General features: G+C 43.9%; 20 protein-coding genes and 7 tRNA genes. 6 read left to right on the top strand and 21 right to left on the bottom strand.

The annotated features are described in order from the left end of the window. The first annotated feature begins 27 nt into the window (after positions 1-27). The 4 genes from EYW48_RS03090 (at position 28) to yacG (ending at position 2570) form a co-directional block, all read left to right on the top strand. Entirely contained in the window at positions 28-900 is an 873-nt protein-coding gene (locus EYW48_RS03090) for an A24 family peptidase (protein ID WP_261915821.1), read from the top strand. Further along, on the top strand, positions 900-1508 hold the full coding sequence (gene coaE / locus EYW48_RS03085) for a dephospho-CoA kinase (RefSeq protein ID WP_053311337.1): 609 nt from the start codon (positions 900-902) through the stop codon (positions 1506-1508). The genes EYW48_RS03090 and coaE overlap by 1 nt, the downstream gene beginning before the upstream one ends. 32 nt (positions 1509-1540) lie before the next feature. Then, entirely contained in the window at positions 1541-2281 is a 741-nt protein-coding gene (gene zapD, locus EYW48_RS03080; RefSeq protein WP_277431848.1) for a cell division protein ZapD, read from the top strand. A gap of 91 nt (positions 2282-2372) precedes the next feature. Then, entirely contained in the window at positions 2373-2570 is a 198-nt protein-coding gene (gene yacG / locus EYW48_RS03075; protein ID WP_053311339.1) for a DNA gyrase inhibitor YacG, read from the top strand. A gap of 98 nt (positions 2571-2668) precedes the next feature. Here yacG and rplS read toward each other — a convergent pair whose 3' ends face one another. The 5 genes from rplS to ffh all read right to left on the bottom strand — a co-directional run bounded on the left by rplS (position 2669) and on the right by ffh (position 6263). Continuing rightward, complete coding sequence (gene rplS, locus EYW48_RS03070) at positions 2669-3022, bottom strand: 50S ribosomal protein L19 (protein WP_053311340.1); 354 nt, start codon at positions 3020-3022, stop codon at positions 2669-2671. Positions 3023-3063: 41 nt separating this feature from the next. Further along, positions 3064-3807 carry a tRNA (guanosine(37)-N1)-methyltransferase TrmD gene (gene trmD, locus EYW48_RS03065; RefSeq protein ID WP_053311341.1) on the bottom strand — a complete coding sequence of 248 codons (744 nt, stop codon included), beginning with the start codon at positions 3805-3807 and terminating at the stop codon, positions 3064-3066. 27 nt (positions 3808-3834) lie between these two features. After that, complete coding sequence (rimM, locus tag EYW48_RS03060; protein WP_053311342.1) at positions 3835-4389, bottom strand: ribosome maturation factor RimM; 555 nt, start codon at positions 4387-4389, stop codon at positions 3835-3837. A gap of 29 nt (positions 4390-4418) precedes the next feature. After that, positions 4419-4667, bottom strand: a complete 249-nt coding sequence (gene rpsP / locus EYW48_RS03055) for a 30S ribosomal protein S16 (RefSeq protein ID WP_171979596.1) — start codon at positions 4665-4667, stop codon at positions 4419-4421. A gap of 213 nt (positions 4668-4880) precedes the next feature. After that, positions 4881-6263 carry a signal recognition particle protein gene (ffh, locus tag EYW48_RS03050; protein WP_053311344.1) on the bottom strand — a complete coding sequence of 461 codons (1383 nt, stop codon included), beginning with the start codon at positions 6261-6263 and terminating at the stop codon, positions 4881-4883. Positions 6264-6563: 300 nt separating this feature from the next. Between ffh and EYW48_RS03045 the strand changes: the two genes are divergently transcribed. Next, a complete protein-coding gene (locus tag EYW48_RS03045) occupies positions 6564-7358 on the top strand; it encodes an inner membrane protein YpjD (RefSeq protein WP_277431847.1) in 795 nt (264 codons plus the stop codon). 91 nt (positions 7359-7449) lie between these two features. Next, positions 7450-8721, top strand: a complete 1272-nt coding sequence (locus tag EYW48_RS03040) for a CNNM domain-containing protein (RefSeq protein ID WP_168523329.1) — start codon at positions 7450-7452, stop codon at positions 8719-8721. 253 nt (positions 8722-8974) lie between these two features. Here EYW48_RS03040 and luxS read toward each other — a convergent pair whose 3' ends face one another. The 16 genes from luxS to EYW48_RS02960 all read right to left on the bottom strand — a co-directional run bounded on the left by luxS (position 8975) and on the right by EYW48_RS02960 (position 20668). Beyond that, entirely contained in the window at positions 8975-9493 is a 519-nt protein-coding gene (luxS, locus tag EYW48_RS03035) for an S-ribosylhomocysteine lyase (protein ID WP_053311347.1), read from the bottom strand. Between the two features lie 17 nt (positions 9494-9510). Next, on the bottom strand, positions 9511-10116 hold the full coding sequence (locus EYW48_RS03030) for a hypothetical protein (protein ID WP_053311348.1): 606 nt from the start codon (positions 10114-10116) through the stop codon (positions 9511-9513). 1 nt (position 10117) lies between these two features. Then, complete coding sequence (gene gshA, locus EYW48_RS03025; RefSeq protein ID WP_274671901.1) at positions 10118-11683, bottom strand: glutamate--cysteine ligase; 1566 nt, start codon at positions 11681-11683, stop codon at positions 10118-10120. Between the two features lie 106 nt (positions 11684-11789). Further along, complete coding sequence (locus EYW48_RS03020; RefSeq protein ID WP_277431846.1) at positions 11790-14645, bottom strand: pitrilysin family protein; 2856 nt, start codon at positions 14643-14645, stop codon at positions 11790-11792. Between the two features lie 9 nt (positions 14646-14654). Next, a complete protein-coding gene (locus tag EYW48_RS03015) occupies positions 14655-15116 on the bottom strand; it encodes a YqaA family protein (protein ID WP_053311351.1) in 462 nt (153 codons plus the stop codon). After that, entirely contained in the window at positions 15110-16060 is a 951-nt protein-coding gene (locus EYW48_RS03010) for an NADP-dependent oxidoreductase (protein ID WP_277431845.1), read from the bottom strand. Before EYW48_RS03010 ends, EYW48_RS03015 begins: the two co-directional genes overlap by 7 nt. Positions 16061-16176: 116 nt before the next feature. Further along, positions 16177-17307 carry a sodium ion-translocating decarboxylase subunit beta gene (locus EYW48_RS03005; RefSeq protein WP_053311353.1) on the bottom strand — a complete coding sequence of 377 codons (1131 nt, stop codon included), beginning with the start codon at positions 17305-17307 and terminating at the stop codon, positions 16177-16179. Positions 17308-17316: 9 nt separating this feature from the next. Beyond that, positions 17317-19101 carry a sodium-extruding oxaloacetate decarboxylase subunit alpha gene (gene oadA / locus EYW48_RS03000; protein WP_274679676.1) on the bottom strand — a complete coding sequence of 595 codons (1785 nt, stop codon included), beginning with the start codon at positions 19099-19101 and terminating at the stop codon, positions 17317-17319. Positions 19102-19131: 30 nt separating this feature from the next. Beyond that, positions 19132-19389, bottom strand: coding sequence for an oxaloacetate decarboxylase subunit gamma (locus EYW48_RS02995; protein ID WP_053311355.1), 258 nt, complete (start codon positions 19387-19389; stop codon positions 19132-19134). Between the two features lie 369 nt (positions 19390-19758). Then, positions 19759-19835 (bottom strand) — tRNA-Arg (locus EYW48_RS02990). Between the two features lie 64 nt (positions 19836-19899). Then, positions 19900-19976 (bottom strand) — tRNA-Arg (locus EYW48_RS02985). A 63-nt stretch (positions 19977-20039) separates the two neighbouring features. Then, positions 20040-20116, bottom strand: a tRNA-Arg gene (locus tag EYW48_RS02980). Between the two features lie 65 nt (positions 20117-20181). Continuing rightward, positions 20182-20258 (bottom strand) — tRNA-Arg (locus tag EYW48_RS02975). 65 nt (positions 20259-20323) lie between these two features. Beyond that, positions 20324-20400 (bottom strand) — tRNA-Arg (locus tag EYW48_RS02970). A gap of 67 nt (positions 20401-20467) precedes the next feature. Then, positions 20468-20560, bottom strand: a tRNA-Ser gene (locus EYW48_RS02965). Positions 20561-20591: 31 nt separating this feature from the next. Beyond that, a tRNA-Arg gene (locus EYW48_RS02960) sits at positions 20592-20668 on the bottom strand. Positions 20669-20700 lie beyond the last annotated feature (32 nt).

The following is a 20700-nucleotide window of genomic DNA, read 5'->3' as shown; positions in this document are numbered from 1 at the left end:
GAATTATTTTATTACTCGAGTCCTTGTATGGAAGTTTTTGACTATTACCCTTGGCTATTCCCACTATTTGCCTGCTTATTTGGCTTGATTGTCGGTAGCTTTCTCAACGTCGTTATTTATCGTCTTCCTAAAATGATGGAGCGAGAATGGCAACAAGAATGTGCAGACTCATTTCCTGAATACCATATTGCACCGCCAGAAGGACAACTGACGCTTAGTATTCCTCGCTCAACGTGCCCACATTGCAACACTCCGATCCGCGTCATCGACAATATTCCATTGTTCAGTTGGCTATTTCTGAGAGGCAAATGCTCGCACTGTAAAGGCCCTATCAGTGTGCGTTACCCAGCCATTGAACTGCTAACGGCAAGTCTAAGCTTACTGATTGCTACCCATTTTGGTTTTAGCTATTTTTCCGTAGCATTACTGTTTTTCACCTTCATATTAATTGCCGCCACTTTTATCGACCTAGATACCATGCTACTACCCGATCAACTAACCTTACCGTTGCTTTGGGCTGGGTTGGCCTTATCCTTATTACAGGTTAGTCCAGTTAGCCTTAACGATGCAGTGATTGGAGCAATGGCTGGCTACCTAAGCCTATGGTCGGTTTACTGGTTGTTTAAACTAGCCACTGGTAAAGAGGGAATGGGCTACGGTGACTTTAAGTTACTTGCCGCTTTAGGCGCTTGGCTTGGCTGGCAATATTTACCGATGATCATTTTAATGTCATCACTGGTTGGTTTAGTCTTCGGCATCATTCAGCTTCGTTTACAAAAGAAAGGCATCGACAAAGCTTTCCCTTTTGGCCCTTACCTTGCAATTGCAGGCTGGCTAACCCTCATTTGGGGTAGCGATATCATGGGGTGGTATATAGGCTCAGTAGTGGGGTTAAATTAATGACATTTGTAGTAGGTTTAACGGGTGGTATCGCGAGTGGTAAAACGACCGTCGCCAATATATTCCACCAGCATTTTGGGATTGATATTGTTGATGCAGACCTCATAGCAAGACAAGTGGTTGAAGTTGGATCTAAGGGTTTAAAAGCGATTGAAGAGCATTTTGGTCATGAGATTTTGCACGCTAATGGTCAGTTGGATCGCGCGACTCTAAGATCTAAAATCTTCGCAGATGAAACGCAAAAAGCCTGGCTCAACAATTTACTCCACCCAATGATCCGCGAAAAAATGCTTGAACAGCTATCGAGCACAACCTCACCTTACGCATTATTGGTGGTGCCTTTATTAATAGAAAACAACCTGCAATCGCTCGCAAACCGAATTTTAGTGGTTGATGTCGATACTGAAACGCAAATCTCCCGCACAATGGCAAGAGATAATGTCTCAGAACAACAAGTCCGAGCCATCTTAGCTGCACAAGCGAGCCGTGAGCAAAGACTCGCACAAGCTGACGATGTGGTTAAAAATAGCGCAGAAAACCAGAAACTTTTGCCGCAAATCACAGAATTGCATCAAAAGTATCTAGCCATCTGTGGGCAAAATCGGTGAGAATAACTAAGACCGAACGTAAGGCTAGCTAGATGACCACGCATAAGTTTGAACATCCACTCAACGAAAAAACTCGTATCTATTTAAGAGTCGAAGCACTGCTTAATCAGCTCATGCATTCGGCTCAATTTCGTGATGGTATTCAACACCAATTGTTCTTTCGTTCTTTGTTTGATCTTCTGGAAATATTTGAGCAGATCCAACTAAAGAGTGAACTCGCTAAAGATATCGAAAAGCAGCGTCTGGCTTATCGAAGTTGGTTGAATGTCGATGGCGTTGATCAAGCCATGCTGCTATCACTGCTAGAAGATGTTGATGACGTTCATCGAAATTTGATGGCTGCAGAACGTTTTGGCCAATCTTTAAAAGAGGAGCGTTTCCTAAGCACCATCCGTCAGCGCTTCAACTTACCCGGTTGTTCATGCTGTTTTGACTTACCAGCTCTACACTACTGGCTACATATTCCATTGGAAAAGAAAACACAGGACGCGCACCAATGGATGGAGACATTGCGACCGTTATCTAAGGCGCTGCAACTTTGGCTCAGGCTAACGCGTGAAACAGGGCATTTTAAAACTCGCTTAGCAAGCTCTGGCTTTTACCAAAGTGATGCTGAAGACGCTAATATCTTACGCTTATCGATCCCTCTTGATTATGGTGTCTACCCGATGATATCCGGCCATAAAAATCGATTTGCGATTAAGTTTATTGACTTTCAATCTGGGCAAGCAAGTAGCCGTGATGTTGAGTTTGATCTCGCCGTTTGTTGCTAAACCATTTACTAACCAATTCTCTCTTTGCCCTTACTTTCGATGCCGTTAAATAATACACTTACGCTCATCAATTCGTTAAGCGCAGTATGTTATGACCAAGAAAATCACTATCGTTAAATGCCCACAATGTAAAACTGATGTGGAATGGGGGGAACAGAGCCCCTATCGACCTTTTTGCTCAAAACAGTGTCAGATGATCGACTTTGGCGAATGGGCTGATGAAGAGAAATCGATTGCCGGCGCCCCTGACATGTCAGACAGCGATGGTTGGTCAGAAGATCAATATTGACCACTTCATCTAAATTTAACGTGTACTGAACTAATTAAACCGATAAAAAAACGGAGCCAAATGGCTCCGTTTTCTCTATGAGAACGCTAGTAATAGCATTACTTCTTAGTAAGTTTCTCTTTGATACGAGCTGACTTACCAGAACGCTCACGTAGGTAGTACAGTTTGGCACGACGTACTGCACCGCGGCGTTTAACTTCAATGCTATCAACCACTGGAGAGTGAGTTTGGAACGTACGCTCAACACCTTCACCGTTAGAGATCTTACGAACAGTGAATGCAGAGTGTAGACCACGGTTACGGATTGCGATTACAACGCCTTCGAAAGCCTGTAGACGCTCACGGTCACCTTCTTTTACCTTAACTTGAACCACAACAGTGTCACCTGGTGCGAATTTAGGTAGGTCTTGCTTCATTTGCTCTTCTTCAAGAGCCTTGATGATGTTACTCATTTTAAAAATTCCTAGAATAAACTGATACTAAATTAAATAGGTTACTGAGTCTGAGCTTCTTTAATGTACTCAACCAGTAATTGTTCCTGTTCGTCAGTCAGAGCTAGGTTTTCCAGGAGCTCTGGCCTTCTATGCCAAGTTCGGCCCAACGACTGCTTAAGTCGCCAGCGACGAATATCCTTATGATTACCGGATTTCAGTACCGCTGGTACTTCTATTCCATCTAATACTTCAGGACGCGTGTAGTGTGGACAATCTAACAGACCATTCGCAAAAGAGTCTTCTTCTGCGGACGCGAAATCTCCTAGTACCCCCGGAACAAACCGAGAAACGGAATCAATCAACGTCATGGCTGGCAGTTCACCACCTGTCATAACAAAATCCCCAATTGACCATTCTTCGTCAACTTCAGATTGGATGACACGCTCATCTATCCCTTCGTAACGGCCACAAATAAGAACTAAGTTCTGATTAGTTGCCAGTTCCTCTACTCCTTGTTGGTCGAGCTTTCGACCTTGAGGAGAAAGATAAATGACTTTCGTCTTTCCCGGTGCGGCTTGTTTTGCTGCATGAATGGCATCGCGCAAAGGCTGAACCATCATGAGCATTCCAGGACCACCACCGTAAGGTCTATCATCGACAGTGCGATGCTTGTCATGAGTGAAATCACGAGGATTCCAAGTCTCAATAGACAGTAAACCTTTTTTAACCGCTTGACCTGTTACTCCAAAATCAGTAACAGAACGGAACATTTCAGGAAATAGGCTAATTACGCCAACCCACATGTGTTCTCTCGCTCTGAAATTTTAGAGTTAGAATGCCGGATCCCAGTCAACTTCGATCCGTTGAGCTTCGCGATCAACTTTCTTGATCACTTGCTCTTCAAGGTACGGTATCAACCGTTCCTTTTGGCCAAAAGCATCTTTTAGATTCGCTTTCACAACCAAAACATCGTTGGAGCCAGTTTCTAATAGGTCAGTGACCTCACCAAGGTTATAGCCCTTAGTGGTAATAACTTGCATACCAAACAATTCACGCCAGTAGAACTCATCTTCTGACAATTCAGGTAATGACGCGGGATCAACAGCAATTTCAAAGTTAGTGAGTAAATGTGCGTTTTCGCGAACATCTAAACCTTCAAGCTTTACCACCATACTCTTGTTATGGCGCTTCCAGCTTTCTACTTTGTACTCGACCCACTGCCCTTTTTGGTTAATAAACCACGGGCTGTAATCAAAAATACTTTCAGCTTCGTCTGTGTAGGAAAAAACTTTGAGCCAGCCACGAATGCCATAGGTAGCACCAAACTTGCCCATAACAATCTTTTCGTTTTCTTTGCTCATTGTTTCTTTACCTTTCATCGACATAAGCTAATTTTCTTCTATAAAAGTAAGAATTAAGCCGCTTTTTGAGCGTCTTTTACTAGCTTAGCTACGCGATCAGATACAGCTGCGCCTTGGCTAACCCAGTGGTTAACGCGCTCTAGATCTACACGTAGACCTTCTTCTTGACCAGTAGCCGTAGGGTTAAAGAAACCTACTTTCTCGATGAAACGGCCAGTTGCAGCGTTACGGCTATCCGCAACTACGATTTGATAAAATGGACGCTTTTTAGCGCCGTGACGTGCCAAACGAATGATTACCATGTCGTCCTCTTTGCTTTCTCAATAATAAAATTAACCCCAATAACCATTCACGAAAAACAGTCTGGGGTCTCGTGCCAAAATAAAGCCTCGGAATTTTACTCTTATTCCGAGGCTTTGCAAGGGGTTTAGCTATTTTTTCACCAGCAGAAGCGTTTAGCTTTTGCAGTGATTCATATCACGCTTTAGAAATTTTAAGCGTAGCAGTTAGTTAGATTAGCGACCGAAGAAGCCGCCTCCGCCCATACCACCCATTCCGCCCATCATACCTTGCATGTTGCGCATCATGCCTTTCATGCCACCCTTTTGCATTTTCTTCATCATTTTCTGCATTTGAGTGAACTGTTTTAGCAAGCGATTGACATCTTGTACCTGCGTACCAGAACCCGCTGCAATCCGTTTCTTGCGCGAACCTTTGATCATGTCCGGATGTTGGCGCTCTTTCATCGTCATTGAGTTAATGATTGCTTCCATCTGTTTGAAAGCTTTGTCATCGACGTTATCTTTTACATTAGCAGGAAGATTAGCCATGCCAGGAAGTTTATCGAGCATACCCATCATGCCGCCCATGTTTTGCATTTGACCAAGCTGTTCACGAAAGTCTTCTAAATCAAAACCTTTTTTCTCTTTGAATTTCTTCGCAAGCTTCTCTGCTTTTTCATGATCGACATTGCGCTGCAAATCTTCAATCAGAGAAAGGACATCCCCCATCCCCAAAATGCGTGATGCAATACGGTCAGGGTGGAAAGGTTCAAGTGCATCGGTTTTCTCACCGACACCCAAGAATTTAATCGGTTTGCCAGTGATATGACGAACAGAAAGCGCTGCACCACCACGGGCGTCACCATCGACTTTAGTAAGAATCACACCGGTTAATGGTAGAGCATCACCAAACGCTTTCGCGGTATTGGCAGCATCTTGACCTGTCATGGCGTCAACGACAAACAGTGTTTCTACTGGGGTAATAGCAGCATGAAGCTCTTTGATCTCCCCCATCATCTGTTCATCAATCGCCAAGCGACCTGCGGTATCGACGATCAGTACATCAAAAAACTGTTTCTTAGCATGATCAATAGCGGCATTAGCAATATCAATTGGCTTTTGATCAGCAGATGAAGGGAAGAAATCAACACCGAGTTCAGAGGCTAAGGTTTCTAACTGTTTAATCGCAGCAGGGCGATAAACGTCAGCAGATACAACCAGTACTTTCTTCTTATCACGCTCTTTTAATAATTTAGAGAGCTTCGCAACGCTGGTTGTTTTACCTGCACCTTGTAAACCCGCCATTAAAATAACAGCTGGTGGCTGAGCCGCTAGGTTGAGAGCTTCATTTGATTCTCCCATCACAGCTTCAAGTTCAGCTTGAACAATCTTTATGAATTCTTGGCCTGGTGTGAGTGACTTTGATACTTCAACACCAACCGCACCTTCTTTAACGCGCGCCACGAAATCGCGCACAACTGGTAGTGCAACGTCAGCTTCAAGCAACGCCATGCGTACTTCGCGCAACGTTTCTTTAATATTGTCTTCTGTTAGACGGCCTTTACCGCTGATGTTTTTCAGCGATTTGGATAGTCGATCCGTTAAATTCTCAAACATCTTTGTCTCTTCGCTAATTCGGCGATTAATGAATGTGAGTATACCTTAGCCAATCTAATAGTCATACCCATTGAAGTCTCGTGATGAGTGACTTGAATACCTAATATTCAATATTGGGGGGTGGAAATTGACTTTTCAATGAGCGCAAAACCATAGAGGCGAAAACCTGCACACTGCAATATCCATAAGGCTGTAATATAAAATGGGATAGCGATATAACAAATCAATCAAGATCCGTCATAGCCCATTATCGTGATGCAAGGTATAATTCATTAATTCAGAAACCATTTTGTGAGATGTATGGAAAACTTAATCGCAATAGTTGCCGCTATTTTGTATTTTTTATCCATCGCGACCATTGTTCCTGGTTTGGTAAATCAAACCGGTATTAGAACAAAAACCGTGCTGCTTACTGCCGTATGTGCGCTTGCTTTTCATGCATGGTTATTAAGTGACTTAATACTAGATACCAGTGGGCAAAACTTAAGTATGCTGAATGTGGCATCATTGATTAGCTTTATCATCTCTTTAGTGATGAGCGCTGCTATGCTCAAAACTCGCTTATGGTTTTTACTGCCAGTGATTTATAGCTTTGCTGCCATAAATTTAAGTGCGGCTGCATTTTTACCGAGTACTTTCATCACACATTTGGAACACAACCCAAAATTGTTGGTGCATATTTCACTGGCTCTATTTTCTTATTCAACGCTTTCTATCGGTGCACTATATGCAGTGCAACTCGCTTGGCTTGATTACAAACTGAAGAAAAAGAAAATGCTGACCATCAACCCTAACTTACCACCACTGTTAATGGTCGAACGGCAGCTGTTTAAAATCATCTTAATCGGTAATGTCTTACTAACCGGGACCTTAATTACCGGATTTGGCTTTGTGCAAGATATGTTCGCACAAGGTAAAGCTCACAAAGGTATTTTATCTTTCATCGCTTGGATTGTTTACTCAATCTTACTGTGGGGGCACTACCATAAAGGCTGGCGTGGTAGAAAAGTTACCTGGTTTGCAGTTGCAGGAGCAACCCTACTAACACTGGCTTATTTTGGCAGCCGTTTTGTTAGAGAGATAATCTTAAACTAATGAATTTATACTGATGGTATAAATTCTTAATTGACACCAAGACCCTATTCGGTCATTAATTAAACACACTCTAATAAGGAAACTATACGTTTTGGACGACATTTCAACGGGTATCTTGTTTGCACTACTCGCGGGTCTCATCGTAATTTCGGGTTATTTTTCAGGTTCAGAAACAGGCATGATGTCCTTGAACCGCTACCGCTTAAAGCACCTAGCCAATACAGGCCATAAAGGAGCAAAGCGTGTAGAAAAGCTCCTTAATCGTCCAGATCGCCTTATCGGTTTAATCCTTATCGGTAACAACCTAGTTAACATTTTAGCATCAGCAATTGCGACTATCATTGGTATGCGCTTGTATGGCGACTTAGGAGTTGCCATTGCCACCGGTGCTTTAACATTAGTTGTACTGGTCTTTGCCGAAGTCACACCAAAAACTTTGGCTGCGCTGTATCCTGAACGCGTCTCTTATGCCAGCAGCGTCCTACTAACGATTTTGATGAAAGTACTCTCACCGTTAGTGATGTTTATAAATTTTATCACCAATGGCTTTATCCGTTTGCTAGGCGTCAAAGCAACACATGGCGGTGATGATCACCTCAGCTCTGAAGAATTACGCACGGTGGTAAATGAAGCGGGTGGGCTTATTCCTCGTCGCCACCAAGATATGCTGCTGTCTATCCTTGATTTAGAGCACGTCACCGTCAATGACATTATGGTACCTCGTAATGAAATTACTGGTATTAACATTAACGATGACTGGAAGTCGATTATTCGGCAGCTTACTCACTCACCGCATGGACGTGTCGTATTGTACCGTGACAATATTGACCAAGTTGTTGGTATCCTACGCCTGCGCGATGCGTCCCGAATCATGATGGAAAAGAACGAATTTACGAAAGAAATGATTTTGCGCGCCGCCGATGAAGTCTATTTTATTCCAGAATCAACCCCACTTAATGTTCAGCTCCTTAAGTTCCAACGTAATAAAGAGCGCATTGGTTTGATTGTTGATGAATATGGCGATATTAATGGCCTCATCACTTTGGAAGATATTCTTGAAGAGATCGTTGGTGAATTTACCACCTCGATGGCACCGAGCCTTGCCGATGAAATTACACCACAAAGCGATGGCAGTTTCTTAATAGAAGGCAGCGCTAATATCCGTGATATCAACAAAGGCTTAAAGTGGAAACTGCCAACCGATGGTCCAAGAACGCTCAATGGCTTAATCTTGGAACACCTACAAGATATCCCTAGCAGCCACCTTAGCGTCCGAGTATCCGGTCATGCCATGGAGATATTGGATGTCGAAGAAAACCGCATTAAACAGGTCAAAGTATTCCCACGTAAAGCCAAAAAATAATACCAATCACAGTAAATAAGTGATCAGAAATAGCGCAGGAAAAAGGCTTGAGAACAAGGCAGGATTTTTCGATAAGTAGTTATTCTACAATCAAAAATTCTAACGCAGTTATCGAGCATTTTAACCAGCTAGGATGAACAGTTATTTACTACGATTGGTATAACATCAACTATTGATAGCAATCCGTGGTCAATAGAAAAAGGGCTTAGTCTGCGACTAAGCCCTTTTTTACATGCTCAAAAAACCAAGCAAATTAATCGACTTTAAGTTCTTTTAGCATTGATTCGGGCAATGCTAACTCATCATTTTTATTCACTGAAATACCAGCAGCAATAATTGCGTTAGCAATTTCTTTCGCTTCAATCAATGAGTGCATTGATGCGGTACCACATTGATATTCGTTGAGTTCTGGTATTTTGTCTTGGCTTTCGACTTTAAGTACATCTTGCATCGCTGCCAACCACGCTTGCGCAACCTGTGCTTCTGTTGGCGTACCAATCAAGCTCATGTAAAAACCAGTACGGCAGCCCATCGGTGAAATATCGATAATCTCAACATCACGACCATTCAAATGCGCACGCATGAAACCTGCGTATAGGTGCTCTAAAGTATGAATACCCTTCTCTGAAAGAATATCCTTATTCGGTGCCGTAAAACGAAGATCAAACACGGTGATCGTATCCCCTTTAGGGGTTTGCATGGTTTTCGCCACGCGTACAGCTGGTGCATTCATTCGTGTATGATCAACGGTAAAACTATCGAGTAGTGGCATTTCCTTCTCCTTGCTGATTAAAAAAACCAGCTTCTATTGTTTTCTAATTCCTGGCGGCATTGTTTCAACTGCCATCCGTAATCTTTTGCTTGCTGTTCAACTTTTCGCGCAACTTTTATCAGCGACGGCTTGGCTTGGTAACTCTTACGTTTATAGCCACCACGCCCTTCATGATAAGCCAAATACTGGTTGTATGGATCCCACTTAGAAATTCCTAGCGTCCGTTGAGTTTCAGTCGTATACCAACCAATAAACATCAATGAATCATCAAAATTAGTACGAGAACCACCATTATTCGTCGCTTTTTGAAAATCCGCCCATGCAGGATCTTGAGCCTGAGCATAACCGTAGGCACTGCTGACTCTTCCCCATGGAATAAAACCTAATAGATAATCTTTAGGTGGTCGAGCATTATGGCGAAAGCTACTCTCTTGCTTCACAATCGCCATCGCAACATTAATAGGGGTTCCCCATTTCTCTTGCATATCGAGCGCATCTTCATACCATTTCGGTTTTTCACGAAAGATATCGCACAAATTATGTTGCTGCTGAGGTGGAGCACTGGCACAGCCTGCAAGCAAAGTGGCACTCCCGACGACGACGCAAACAAGTCCTTTTTTCATATTACTTTAGATATGAAAAGTAACTTTCAAGAAAGTCATCAAAGCTTTGAGTGTCACTTTGCTCAACGTTTTGCTGCGCTGCACGCGACCCTTTAACTTCTTGTTCCATTATCGCTTCAGAATAAATGCGATAGTCATGGTTTAAGTTGGCTTGGCGATACTCATTGCCTAATGCCGCCCCTACCTTACCAAGACCACCAAACTGCTTTGTTTGCTCAAGAAGTTGCGCTGAAAATGTCAAAGACGGATCATCAATCCACGTTCTCAACTTAGCACATACATCTTGATATGCCGTTCCATCCTGTGCCGAATCCATCAGCTCTGCGATCTTCACGAGATCATCAAACACGCGATGTGCCCATGCTTGTAATGTCAGTTTTTCACCACGACAACCAATTTGTAATTCCAAGCCTGGTTTACGCCCTTCTAAAATGACTTTATTCCAATTGTCTCGCCAGCAGGCAAGCTCACAATTATCCATAGGATCTGAATCGGATAATGCCGTCCACGTAAGGAAAAGATCTAAGAAACGAACTTGATCTTCCGTAATACCTATTGGGCTGAATGGATTTACATCTAACGAGCGAACTTCAATATATTCAACACCACCTCGTGCTAACGCTTCCGATGGTTTCTCGCCACTCTTCGCCACTCGCTTCGGGCGAATAGGCGCATACAGTTCGTTTTCAATCTGCAATACATTGCTGTTTAATTGACGATATTCAGAACCGACTTTCACGCCCAGTTTCGCAAACTCGCTAGAAGGTGTTCGAATCGCTTGGTTAAGACCTTCTAGATATTGCTCAAGGCTATTAAAACCAATTTTCAAACCACTTTGTGCACTGTTGGTATAGCCAAGGTCACTCAAACGTAGTGAGGTCGAATAAGGGAGATATAGGGTTTTACCTATATTTTCAAAGGGTAGTTTGGTTTCACGATCGCGAATGAATGATGAACACAGTGCCGGTGAAGCACCGAAGAAATACGGGATCAACCAACCAAAACGATAGTAATTGCGGATAACACCAAAATAAGCGTCTGATTTCGTCGCTTCACGTTCTGATTCAGCTTGTTGTCCGTACAATGCATCCCAAAATGACTCTGGAAAAGAGAAATTAAAATGTACCCCTGAAATAATCTGCATCAAGCTACCGTAGCGACGTTTTAAGCCTTCACGATACAAGGTTTTCATCTTGCCTGAGTTAGATGAACCGTATTGTGCCAGTTGAATATCCTCTTCACTACCGACATAGCAAGGCATCGACAATGGCCATAGCTTTTCATCACCTAACTTAGTTTGAGTAAAGTGGTGAAGATCCGAAAGTTGGGCCAGTAATGTCGAAACATCATTCGAAACAGGGGTAATAAATTCAAGCAACGACTCTGCAAAATCTGTGGTAATCCAACGGTTAGTTAATGCAGAACCGAGAGATTCAGGATGAGGAGTCAGAGCGATGGATCCCTCCGGAGTGTAGCGCAACGTTTCACGTTCAACGCCTCGGCCAAACTGCTTAAACACTTCAGGGTTCTTGGTGACTTGTTCAAGTCGTGCGGCAAAATTAGTCAAAATAATGATTCGCTTATATGTGTAATGATCCGAATGGAAGTGGCTCTAACTCATGGAGAGATTAGAATGGAGGCAAATAAAAATCTGCCTCCTATTTATGTGTACTCTAACGGATGATTTCAAGCTCTTCCACGGGAATATCTAACTTTTCTAATTGAGGCTTTAGCGTTTTCGCATCGCCAACCACAATTATTTGATAATCCGTAGGTGAGAACCATTTCGCTGCTAATTGATTGAGCGTTGATTTTTTAACACTTTCGACCAACTCGTTACGCTGTTGTAAATAGTCATCATCTAAACTGTAGGTCAGTATACTGCTCAACAGTTGTGCTTTTTGGGCTGGTGTTTCATAAGTTAGTGCATCTTGTTGACCGACCGCAAGGCGCATAAATTTCATTTCTTGATCAGTTAATCCACTTTGACTGAATTTTTGCATCTCTTTTTGCATTTCAATAATCGACGCAATGGTTGCATTCGCTCTCACCTGAGCATTAAACACGATTAAACCCACCTCACGGTTACTGGCAAAATAGCCGCTAGCGCCATAGGTATAGCCTTTATCTTCACGCAGGTTCTGATTAATTCTGCTATTGAAGTTACCCGCTAAATTAAAGTTAGCAAGTTGACTAAGAAATAACTCATCCGTTGCATCAAAAGGTAAACCTTTACGAACAAAACGAACCACGCTTTGCGGAGAATCGGGCTTATCCACTAAATAGATTTTTTGTGTTTCAAGTGGAGTGACGATCTGAGGTCGAAGTAATGGTGACGCCTCACCACGCCATTGTTTAAAAAAGACAAGTTCATTAGCCACTTCTTGCTTGGTGATATCACCCACAACAACAATCTGCGCACCATGTGGTGTGTAATGCTTTGCGTAAAAGCGTTTAACATCCGCCAATGTCAGGTCAGATAAAGACTGCTGCGTACCTTCACTTGAGCGCGCAAAAATCGATTGACCAAATAGCACTTGGCGAGTGGCTTGTGACGCCAACCAACTTGGTTTTTGATGTTGATAAACCAAACCTTCAAGCATCTGTTTCTTTAGACGTTCAAAATCACTCTCTTTAAAAGCCGGATGGAATAATACTTCTTCAACCACATCCAATGTCGCAGGTACGTTTTTCTTCAAGCTCGAAATCACGATACTCGTTGAATATTCATTCGCATTAACACTGATGGTTGAACCAAGTTGATCTAACTGAGCTTGAATGGTTTCCACCGACCGCTTAGTTGACCCTTCTTCTAATAGTGCTGCGGTTAAATTAGCTAATCCCTCTTTGCCACGAGCAACATGTCGCTCACCTGCCGGTAAGTTGATAGCAATCAACACCGTTGGTGTTTCACTAGTCTCCGTTCCAAGTAACTCGGTGCCATTGTCAAAATAGAGCTCATACAACGGTGGCATTTGTGCTTTCACGCCTTGCGCCACTTGCGGCATGATTGAACGATCAAAGTCATCCTCAACCTGACGATAATCAAGTTGGTCATCACTGATTTTCAGATGCTCAGGCAAGGTTCTATTCGGTGTCGTAAAATTCGCTTTTTGAACCGCTAAATCAATGCGATTTTTAGGCACAACACTCAAGGTTACTTTGGCTTTACTGGCTAGGAAATTCTGATAAGCCGCTTGCACAGATTGTGGTGATACTGCGTGGAGCTGGGCAAGTTGCTCTTCAATGCGGTCGGGCTGCCCATAGAAAGTTTCATTGGAAGCCAATTGCGTCACTTTACCAGCGACACTTTGCAGTGCAAACACCGCATTGGCTTCCGCCATACCGGTTATTTGATCTAAACGGCTTTGCTCAACACCTTGCTGATTAAATTTGTCGAGGCTTTGCATCAACTCTTGATATAAAGGAGCGAGTTGAGCTTTATCACCCGATGGAGCCATCGCATAAACATAAAATGTACACGCCAATTCGGCGCACTCTTGGAATGCTCCGGCATCCACCGCTTTTTGGCTCTTCACTAGATCTTGGTAAAGAACACTATTGGTACCACTGCCCAATACTTTCGCCAATGCATCTAATGAAGGCTGGCTGGAAGAGCCGCGATACTCGGTCGGCCAACCAACAACAACCATCGGTTGCTGAATGCGATCTTCTAAAGTAATGAAACGATCTTGCGACAAAGTTACCGGTTGTTTAGGCGCATTTTCTACATCTGGCCCCTTTGGAATTGAACCAAAGTATTTATTTATCCACGCTAATGTTTGCTCAACATCGATATCGCCACCGATGGTTAACACCGCGTTATTTGGCCCATACCAACGAAGGAAAAAGGCTTTAAGATCATTAACATCGACTCGATCAAGATCCTCGACATAACCTATGGTCTGCCATGAATATGGATGACCTTCAGGGTACATTGCCTCACCGATTTTTTCCCACATCAACCCATAAGGACGGTTGTCATAATTCTGCGCTCGTTCATTTTTTACCGTATCGCGCTGAATTTCAAACTTACGCTGCGAAACTGCATCAAGCAAAAAACCCATTCGATCGGACTCTAACCACAACATTTTCTCAAGTTGATTGGCAGGCACAGTTTCATAGTAATTCGTTCGGTCACGGTTGGTTGAGCCGTTTAAGGTTCCTCCAGCTTCAGTGATAATTCGGAAATGTTCTTGGTCACCGACATGCTCTGATCCTTGGAACATCATGTGCTCAAAGAAGTGCGCAAAACCCGACTTACCGACTTCTTCACGGGCAGAACCCACGTGATAAGTCACATCGACATGCACTAAAGGATCGGAATGATCTGGTGAGAGCACCACTGTTAAGCCATTATCGAGACGATATTTTGAGTAAGGGATCATCACCTTTCCAGGTTGCGCATCGACTTGCTCAACCAAAGTAACCCCTTCAGGTATTGATGAAAAAAAAGATACGGGTGCAGTCGTGGAAGTACAGCCATAAACGGCGATAAGAGAAAAGGCACCCAGCCAAATTTTTCTCATAACATCTCCTTAGAAAAAACCATAATAAATTGCGGTCAGCAGGGTATAACGAAGAGCCTTACCAATCAAAATCATCATCAGTGTGGGGAAAAATCGCATTCGTAACCAGCCGGCAGCAAGACAAATAGGGTCACCAATAATCGGTAACCAACTGAGTAATAAAGCCCAATAACCGTGCTTATTCAGCCAAGCCAAAGCTTTATGACCATGTTTCTCGCTATCAGTTCGATTGGGTAGCCAAAATCCAAGCCAATAATTGGTTAAACCGCCTAAGGTATTTCCCAATGTCGCCACAGAAATAACCACAAAAGGAGAGAATTGATTGAGGCTTAGCGTTGCAATAAGGCCAGCCTCAGAACCACCGGGCAATAACGTGGCACTTAAAAAGCCACCAATGAACATGACCCAAAGCGCTGAGTCAGAAAACCATAGAGCAATCTGTTCAAACCATGAGTTAAAAAACTCTAGCATTGCATATCAAGTAGCACCTTGCCTCGTGTATGACCAGTCTCGATTTGTTGATGAGCCGCCACCGCCTCATCTAGTGGATAAATATGTTGAATTTCAGTTTTGAGTAGGCCAACACTAACCATATATAGCATAGTGTCTAGCTGCTCTGGATTAGGGTCAACGAGCATTCCAGTTGCTTCAAAACCCAATAATTTGGCTTTTTCACAAATCAACTCGGCGCTTAAAGTCGGCACCGTAACCACACGCGCTTCATCTTTTAAGCACTTCAGTGCATCCAAAGCGGCATCACCGCCGACTAAATCAATCAATACATCCACTTCTTCTAAACGCTGAGAAACTGGTGCAAAATTATAATTGATAGCATGGGCACCTAATGTCGCCAAATAATCAAGATTAGACTCGCTGCAAGTAGTATAAACTTCCGCTTTTGCAGCTAATGCAATTTGTACCGCGAGGTGACCAACCCCACCAGCACCGGCTAAGATAAGCACCCTATCGCCTTCTTTAACTTGAGCTTTATTTAAGGCTTGCGCCGCAGTCTGCCCAGCTAACGGCAACACCGCTGCGGCCTCTAAAGTAACAGCGTCAGGTACTAAACTCAGCTCGCTTTCCGCTACACAAATATATTGGCTATAACCACCACCACAGAGTGGAAAACCAACAAAGCCTGCAACATTATCCCCAACTTGAAAGCGTTGGCTTTGCTCACCTACTTGGATTATGCAACCAGCAATATCATACCCAGGAACCCAAGGCAGATTATCTTTATTTTGTGCGGCAGCCCAACCGAGGCCCGCCCGAGTTTTAACATCAATAGGATTGACACCTGAAAAGGCAACTTTAACCAGAACTTCTCCGGCTTTGGGGTGAGGCAGGTCATTGGTCTGAATAGCGAGAACATCAGGTCCACCAAACTCAGTAATTGCGATCTGTTTATTTTTCATTTCAAACTTCCCTATTGATAAAAAAAGGGATGCCTCAGCATCCCTTTGAATATATACCATTTTATTGTTTCTGGTTACTTTTTAGCTCGCAAAATAACCATCCACACTTTCAATAATTACCCCACAAGAGCAAGCAAAACGCCCGCAGCGACTGCCGAACCAAGCACTCCTGCTACGTTTGGTCCCATTGCATGCATTAGTAGGAAGTTTTGAGGATTAGCTTCAAGACCAACTTTATTGACGACTCGAGCGGCCATTGGCACAGCCGATACCCCAGCCGCGCCAATTAATGGGTTAATATCCTCTTTAGAGTATCGATTCAATAGTTTAGCCATCAATACACCGCCTGCAGTACCAATACTGAATGCCGCCGCACCGAGTGCCAAAATTCCTAATGTCTCTAGGTTAAGAAATTTATCCGCTTGCAATTTGGAGCCAACACCAAGCCCTAGGAAGATCGTTACAATGTTGATCAACTCGTTTTGCGCGGTTTTAGAAAGGCGATCAACTACGCCCGCCTCACGCATCAAGTTACCCAAACAGAACATCCCCACCAAAGGTGTCGCAGAAGGCAAAAAGAGAACTGTCATCATTAGTACGGCCATCGGAAAGAGAATTTTCTCTGCCTTTCCAACATGACGAAGCTGAGCCATCTTAATTTTACGCTCTTCTGGCGTCGTCAAAGCTTTCATTATTGGTGGCTGAATAATCGGCACTAACGCCATGTAGCTATATGCAGCAACCGCAATGGCACCTAATAGATCGGGGGACAATCGACTGGCCAAGAAGATAGCCGTTGGACCATCTGCCCCACCGATAATAGCAATGGAGGAGGCGTCTGCCATGCTAAATTCCATCCCCGGAATGTAGTTCAGCATGATCGCCCCAAACAAGGTAGCAAAGATACCAAACTGAGCTGCCGCCCCTAACCATAAGGTTTTCGGGTTAGCAATTAATGCTCCGAAGTCTGTCATTGCGCCTACTCCCATAAATATGAGTAACGGGAAGACCCCGGTCTCAATACCTACGTGATAAACGTAATAAAGCAACCCACCCGGCTCGGTAAAGCCCGCATTAGGAATATTCGCTAATATTGCACCAAAACCAATCGGCAACAGTAACAAAGGCTCAAACCCCTTGCGGATAGCCAAAAACAACAGCAAACAACCGACGGCAATCATGCACAACTGGCCTAACTGAAAGTTAGCAATGCCCGTTTCAGACCATAAGATCAGTAGTCCTTCCATGGTACTCCCTTACGCTAAGCTTAGTAGTGGTGCGCCAACAGTGACTGCATCGCCTTCTTTAACATGAAGATCCTGCACCACACCACCACGAGCAGCGCGAATTTCAGTTTCCATCTTCATCGCTTCAAGAATAACCAATACATCTCCTTCAAGCACTTCAGAGCCCGCCTGCACATTAACCTTGAAAATATTACCCGCTAATGGAGAAGGTACGGCTTCGGCATCACTAGAAGGTGTAGCGGCTGGTGCTGTTTGCGGCTGCTGGTTTTGAGAAGGCGTCACTGAAGTTAACTGGCCTTGAGGACCGACTTCAACATCGTAGACTTGTCCATCCACTTTCACGCTGTAGGATTCAATACCACCACAAGCAGTAACAGCCGCAACCGGTGCTGGTTGAGCAGACTCTAATGTTGGCGCAGGTTCAAAAGCATCTGGGTTATGACGATTTTTCAGGAACTTCAGGCCCACTTGAGGAAACAGGGCATAAGTCAGCACATCATCCACTGTATCTTCAGCTAAAGAGATACCTTCCACTTTCGCTTTTTCTAGAAGTTCTGTGGTTAATAGATCCATTTCAGCATCAAGTAAGTCAGCAGGACGACAAGTGATAGGTGCAAGGTTACCAAGCACTTTTTCTTGCAGCGCTTTATTTACTTCTGCTGGCGTTGCGCCATATTCACCCTTTAGCACACCTGCTGTTTCTTTAGTGATACTTTTATAACGCTCGCCAGTGAGCACGTTGATAACCGCTTGAGTACCGACAATTTGAGAAGTCGGTGTAACCAATGGGATAAATCCTAAATCTTTACGTACGCGTGGAATTTCTTCCAACACCTCATCAAGGCGATCAGCAGCTCCTTGCTCTTTAAGTTGACCTTCCATGTTGGTTAACATACCACCAGGAACCTGAGCGATAAGGATACGTGAGTCGACACCCTTTAATTGACCTTCCCACTTTGCGTATTTTTTACGTACTTCGCGGAAATAAGTTGCGATCGGTTCAAGTTGAGTCAAGCTAAGGCCGGTATCACGCTCAGTACCCTCTAGCATCGCTATCACGGTTTCTGTTGGGGTATGACCATAGGTTTGGCTCATTGAAGAGATAGCGGTGTCGAGAATATCAATACCCGCTTCAACAGCTTTGACAGCCGTAGCCGCAGACAGGCCAGTTGTCGCATGGCTGTGCAACGCTAATGGCACATGACAAGAGGCTTTAATTCGAGTAATGAGTTCTTCTGCTTCATAAGGCTTAAGCAAGCCAGACATATCTTTGATACACAAAGAATGGCAACCAAGGTCTTCCAAACGCTTAGCGAGATCAACCCAAGTATCAGCATTGTGAACAGGGCTCGTCGTGTAGGATAAGGTTCCTTGCGCATGAGCACCAACATCGATGGTTGCCTTGACCGCTTTCTCGAAGTTACGAACATCATTCATCGCATCAAAAATACGAAATACGTCCATACCATTGGCATGAGCACGTTCAACAAATTTCTCGACAACATCATCTGCATAGTGGCGGTAACCTAGCAGGTTTTGTCCGCGCAATAGCATTTGCATGGGTGTATTTGGCATCGCTTTTTTCAGTGCTCGCAAACGCTCCCATGGGTCCTCCCCAAGATAACGAATACAAGCATCAAATGTTGCGCCCCCCCAAGTCTCTAAAGACCAGTAACCAATTTTATCCAGCTCTGCCGCAATAGGCAGCATATCTTCGATACGCATACGAGTGGCAAATAGTGACTGATGCGCATCACGAAGGACCACATCGGTAATCGCTAGTGGTTTAGACATGCTCATTAACTCCTTTTAATACTTTAAAAACTATTTGGCTGAAGCTGAACGATACTGATGTACCGCAGCGGAAATCGCCGCTACTACCTGAGGGCTAACAGCTGAAGGGTTTGATTGAACCTTTCGGTTCTGAGTAGGTGCTGCGATCGGCTGTGGTACTTCTTCTGGTACCAGTTTGGACATTAACCGAACGAGATAAACAAGAATTGTTAGGAAAATAAAGACAACAGCCATCCCCGTCACCATAAGGGTTGCTGCGTCAACTAACAGGCTTCCAATATTAGTCATGTTGCTTCCTTTCTGTGTCATCCTGACAACAATTGTCGAGGATTTCAGCAAATACGATCCTGACAAGCGGACTAGGATTATCTCGATTGGTTAATAATTGTCAATTTTGTTTAAGGAACTCTTGTAGATAACACACAAAAACGGTGAATAAAGCGTCACACAAACAACAAAACTCTAAATTATTCGCATTTTGGCAAGCATTTAACTAACCAATATGGCTACGTTAATCAAAAAAGGGGGCTAATACTGGGAGGAAGTTAAAACATTGCCAATTAATCAGGAAAAACAATCAGTTGTAAAAACCAAATTAACAAAATAGCAACAATTTTTAAACAAAAAAGCCCCGCATGATGCGAGGCTTTCAATTGATGGCGCGTCCTGGAGGATTCGAACCTCCGACCGCCTGGTTCGTAGCCAGGTACTCTATCCAGCTGAGCTAAGGACGCGCAAGGTTTCAACACTGAACAATTATAAATAACCTTCAATGTTAGGATCATTGACCCTTAAAAGTGGCGCGTCCTGGAGGATTCGAACCTCCGACCGCCTGGTTCGTAGCCAGGTACTCTATCCAGCTGAGCTAAGGACGCACAAGGTTTCAACACTGAATAATTATAAATAACCTTCAATGTTAGGATCATTGACCCTTAAAGTGGCGCGTCCTGGAGGATTCGAACCTCCGACCGCCTGGTTCGTAGCCAGGTACTCTATCCAGCTGAGCTAAGGACGCGCAAGGTTTCAACACTGAATAATTATAAATAATCTTCAATGTTAGGATCATTGACCCTTAATAAGTGGCGCGTCCTGGAGGATTCGAACCTCCGACCGCCTGGTTCGTAGCCAGGTACTCTATCCAGCTGAGCTAAGGACGCGCAAGGTTTCAACACTGAATAATTATAAATAATCTTCAATGTTAGGATCATTGACCCTTAATAAGTGGCGCGTCCTGGAGGATTCGAACCTCCGACCGCCTGGTTCGTAGCCAGGTACTCTATCCAGCTGAGCTAAGGACGCGCAAGTTTGTGAACTATATCACAAATTATTTATTTCGGAACAAAAAAAATGACCGAAGGTCAATAAATGGCGGTGAGGGAGGGATTCGAACCCTCGATACGGCTACAAACCGTATACTCCCTTAGCAGGGGAGCGCCTTCGGCCTCTCGGCCACCTCACCGCATTTTCACATTCAATCTAAAGAAAGAATATGGCGCGTCCTGGAGGATTCGAACCTCCGACCGCCTGGTTCGTAGCCAGGTACTCTATCCAGCTGAGCTAAGGACGCACATTGATCTTTATTTGGGTGCAACACCAAAC

The sequence above is a fragment of the Vibrio sp. 1180_3 genome, assembly GCF_029478545.1.
Lineage (GTDB): Bacteria > Pseudomonadota > Gammaproteobacteria > Enterobacterales > Vibrionaceae > Vibrio > Vibrio aestuarianus.
Note: the sequence above shows the minus strand (reverse complement) of the source record. Positions and strands in the feature narration are given on the sequence as shown.